The organism is Pseudomonas sp., from assembly GCF_049645325.1.
Classification (GTDB): Bacteria; Pseudomonadota; Gammaproteobacteria; order Pseudomonadales; family Pseudomonadaceae; genus Aquipseudomonas.
Genome location: NZ_JBARTQ010000290.1, coordinates 1 through 4,118, shown reverse-complemented (window position 1 = coordinate 4,118; position 4,118 = coordinate 1). Strand labels below are relative to the sequence as shown.

The 4,118-nt window shown below is 59.9% G+C and carries 4 protein-coding genes and 1 pseudogene; 3 read left to right on the top strand and 2 right to left on the bottom strand.

Annotated elements, in window-relative coordinates; all coding sequences use genetic code 11:
• The first annotated feature begins 97 nt into the window (after window positions 1-97).
• Together WBB95_RS13040 and WBB95_RS13035 are read left to right on the top strand one after the other, a co-directional pair.
• Window positions 98-457: a type II toxin-antitoxin system Phd/YefM family antitoxin gene (locus WBB95_RS13040; RefSeq protein ID WP_424487951.1), complete on the top strand. Its 360-nt coding sequence runs from the start codon at window positions 98-100 to the stop codon at window positions 455-457.
• Window positions 454-567, top strand: a pseudogene (locus tag WBB95_RS13035) (PIN domain nuclease); the annotation flags it as partial. The gene WBB95_RS13040 and the pseudogene WBB95_RS13035, both read left to right, overlap by 4 nt.
• A 67-nt stretch (window positions 568-634) precedes the next feature.
• Here WBB95_RS13035 and WBB95_RS13030 read toward each other — a convergent pair.
• Together WBB95_RS13030 and WBB95_RS13025 are read right to left on the bottom strand one after the other, a co-directional pair.
• Window positions 635-1,954 carry an Nramp family divalent metal transporter gene (locus WBB95_RS13030; protein ID WP_424487950.1) on the bottom strand — a complete coding sequence of 440 codons (1,320 nt, stop codon included), beginning with the start codon at window positions 1,952-1,954 and terminating at the stop codon, window positions 635-637.
• Between the two features lie 40 nt (window positions 1,955-1,994).
• Window positions 1,995-3,548 carry a DUF726 domain-containing protein gene (locus WBB95_RS13025; RefSeq protein WP_424487949.1) on the bottom strand — a complete coding sequence of 518 codons (1,554 nt, stop codon included), beginning with the start codon at window positions 3,546-3,548 and terminating at the stop codon, window positions 1,995-1,997.
• A gap of 280 nt (window positions 3,549-3,828) precedes the next feature.
• Here WBB95_RS13025 and WBB95_RS13020 point away from each other — a divergent pair.
• The coding region (locus WBB95_RS13020; RefSeq protein WP_424487948.1) for a Rid family hydrolase at window positions 3,829-4,118 on the top strand (290 nt) is incomplete at its 3' end.

The following is a 4,118-nucleotide window of genomic DNA, read 5'->3' as shown; positions in this document are numbered from 1 at the left end:
GTCAAAAAAGTAGGCCCATTCTGATTTTGCGGGCCAGTATTCCTGAACACACTGCGCAACCTGCAGACTTCGGCAAAATCTTTGTTGGAAAGATGCCATGGATATCCTGCTCTACACGCAATCTCGTGCTGGACGAGCGGCCTCGACCAGCGGTCGGGCCATCTTTGATAGCTCACGTAGTTTTGGCTGTATTTGGCCAAAACCTGGAGACAACCACATGATTGTCGTACCGTTGGGTGAGGCGAAAAATAACCTCTCAAAACTTGTCGATGAAGCCGCCGCCGGCAAAATCATCACGATCGCCAAGCACGGACGTGCAATGGCACAGCTTGTTCCCGTGGGGAAATCCAACGGCCGGCGAATTGGTGCAATGAAAGGAAAGCTCGACATCCCCGAAGACGTTGACGCGCCCTTGCCAGACGATCTATTGGATGCATTTGAGGGCAGCCCTTCATGAGAATGTTGTTGGATATTCATATCCTGTTGTGGGCATTGAATGATGACCCCAGGCTATCCAGCAAAGCCCGGAAACTGATTGGGAATGCCGCAGAAATTTACGTCAGTGCTTGACGGCAGACGCTCACGTTGCGCAATACACAACCTTGGCGATATGGGTGTAGATCAGGTCTTCAAATCAAAACAACCACTGCCCAATCAACCAGGCATTCGCCCCACTGATCACGGCAAACAAAAACCACGCCAGCAACCGCGTGGGCAGTCGGTTGACGAACGGGCCCATCAACTTTTCGTCGCCAGTCATGCGGATCAGCGGGTACAGCGCGAACGGCAACTGCAGGCTGAGCACCACCTGGCTGAGAATCAGCAGCTTGCCGATGGCGTCGTCGCCCATCAGCCATACCCCGAGAAACGCCGGGATCAGCGCCAGCCCACGGGTGATCAGACGGCGCTGCCAGCAAGGAATACGCAGGTTGAGGTAACCCTCCATGATCACCTGGCCGGCGATGGTGCCGGTAAAGGTTGAGCTCTGCCCGGAGGCCAGCAACGCAACGCCGAACAGGATGCTGGCGAAGGCGCCGCCCACCAGCGGGTCGAGCAGGTGGTAGGCGTCCTGGATCTCGACCACGTCGGTGTGGCCGGTCTTGTAGAAGGCCGCGGCGGCCAACACCAGGATCGCCGCGTTGACCAGCAACGCCAGGGCCAGGGAGCCGATGGTGTCGATCCGCGCCAGCTTGACCGCGTCCTGTTTGCTGGCGAGGTCCTTGCCGATCAGGCGGGTCTGCACAATCGAGGAGTGCAGGTAAAGGTTGTGGGGCATCACCGTGGCGCCGAGGATGCCGATGGCCAGGTACAGCGGCGCGGCGTCGCTAATGGCCGACAAAGACGGCGTGAAACCGCGAAAAACGTCTGGCCAGTAAGGTTTGATCAGCACCAATTCGATAAAGAAGCACACGCCGATGGTAGCCACCAGCGCCAACATGATCGCTTCCAGGCGCCGGAAGCCTCGGTTTTGCAGGGCGAGGATCAACAGTGTGTCGAACGCGGTAATCACAATGCCGGTGGTCAGCGACACGCCCAGCAGCAGGTGAAACGCCAAGGCGCAGCCGAGCACTTCGGCAAGGTCGGTGGCGATAATGGAGATTTCCGCGAGTACCCATTGTGTGCGCGCAGAACGTTTGCTGTAGCGCTCACGGCACAGCTGCGCGAGGTCTTTGCCGGTGGCGATGCCCAGCCGTGAGCACAGGCACTGCACCGCCATGCCCGCCAGGCTGGCCAGTAACACCACGAACAAGAGGCTGTAGCCGTAGCGCGAGCCCGCTTCGATGGCCGTGGCCCAGTTGCCCGGGTCCATGTAGCCGATCGAAATCAGCAGGCCGGGCCCGGCGAACATCAACGCGCGCTTGAAGAACGAGACCTTGGGGTCAACGATCACGGAGCCGGCCACTTCCGGCGGGCAGAACGGGGCGGTGGCGATTTTCGGCAGGCTGAATTTCACGCAGTATCCCAGGCAAACAGACAAGAAAGACCGCAGCTTATCAGTCGGACGCGACCGTGCGCATCACCGTCTCCCGAGGCAGGTCAAAGGTTTCCACCACTTGCACCACCAGGTCCATCTCCTGATTCAGCGCCTCACGCTCCATGCGCTGGCGAATCACGCCGACCACCAGGACCGCCAAGGTGGTGATCGAATACGCCGGGCCGGAAAACGCCCGCACCCCGGTGACCAGCAACATCGCCGCCGCCAGCGCCTGCCCCACCACCGGAATGGCCGTGGCGGCGCCGCGCCGCAATATAAACCCGGTCAGCCCGGCCAGCGCCGTACCACTGAGCGCGGTGGTCGCCGAGCGGCCTACGTCGAAACGGTTGAACAGGCCCTGTTCCTTTTGTGCGGCAGCCTTGAGCTCGGCGTCGAAGGCCTGGCGATCGGCCCTGCTGAGTTTGTCTTTGTATTGCTCGATGAGCTTTTCAGCGACCTGCGCCTCGATGTCCGCCAGCGCCACGCTGTCCAACGGCACATCGAACTTGATACCCAACCGCTGCGCCACATCCTCGGCGATCTGGCGATAACCCACGCCATGCCCGCGCGCCAGGTTCATAAAACTGTCACCGCCCATGCGCTGCAGTTCGATGGCCAGTTTAAGGGGCTCGCGCACCTCGGCATCAACCGACGCGCTGCGCTTTTGCGCCATTAATTCGGCGAGAAATTTCAACTCGTCCGGTCGCGCCTGCACGAGTGCCGGGAACAGTTCCACGTCTTCTTCGGCAAAACGCACTTCAGTGCTGCGCTGGTCGGCGCGAATCATGCCGCGCCGCTCCTGCAGCAGGTCGGTGTATTGCACAACGGTCTTCAATTGCGGCCAATACGCGGCGTGGTCGAAGGTGGCCAGGTGCACATTCGTCACCTTGGCCTTGAGCGCGGGCGTGAGCGCGATCGCATAACGGCCGATACAGCGCTCGGTGTCCGGCTTCATCGCCAGCGCCCAGTCCTTGCTCGAATAACAGTTGATCACCCGCCCCTTTAACGGCGCGGCCACTTCAGCCCAAGGGCTCGACGTACAGATTGCCCCGCCCATCAGCAGCAGATTGTTCAACGGCAGCTCGTGGGCGACCTCAGGGCTGGCCAGCACGCTCTTGACCAGAATGCGGGCGCCGAGGGAATGGCCGATCAGGTTGATACGCCGCACCGGCAGCGACTCGGCGTGCAAGTAGTTGGCCAGCTCAGGCAGCAGGGTCCTGGCCACTTCATCGACGCGCGCCTCGACACTTTTGTAATGGTCGAGAAAATAGGCAATCGCCTTGCCCACCCCCACGGTCGCCGCGCCCAGGCCACCACCGCCGAGCATTGAGGTGATGACATCCTTGACCGGTGCAAACAGGTTTTCCAGGAAGTGCCCCGCCGGCCAGAACAACATCAGGTTGGTCGAGCCTTCAATGCTCGCCAGTTGTTCCTTGAAATTGCCCAGCTGCTGGCGGTTGAAGAACGCCGAGTAACCGTGAACATAGAGATTGAGCACATCCCCCTGAGGCTCGCCGCACAGAACGAACGTGGGCTTGCGGGTGCGGTGCATTTCATCCCACTGGTGCTGCATGGGCCGGTGACTCCTGGTGACGATGGACGGCGATAGTAACAAAGCATGGCGCCAAGAACGGTGAATCCTGACCGGCGTGTGCCGCTCGCCAAATAACAATGCCGATTGGGGCTTGGTGCGCTGCTGACACCTCTGAATCAAAAGCTCGGCGCGATCACGGCGCTTTATCACCAGCCGAATTGTGCACGCCAATGGACAGTCATGGCATAAATTCGGGATTTTGTTCAGCCACATGCTCCGCTAGCCTTTGCCGGGTCTTGTACTGAACCGAGGAAATACCATGAGCACGCCCGAATTTTTCGTCACCCCCGGCTATGGCGATTACATGCGCGAACATCTCCATTACTCCCAAGCGGTAAAGGTCGGCAATCGTGTTGAAACGTCAGGCCAAGGTGGCTGGAGCAATGACTTTCAGATCCCCACGGACCTTGCCGAAGAAATCGCCCAGGCCTTCGATAACCTTGATCGCACCCTGGCAACTGCCGGGGCGCGCTGGGAGCATGTGATTCACATCAACTCCTACCACGTCGGCGGGTTTCCCCCCGAGGTCAACGAAGCGATGGTCAAGCA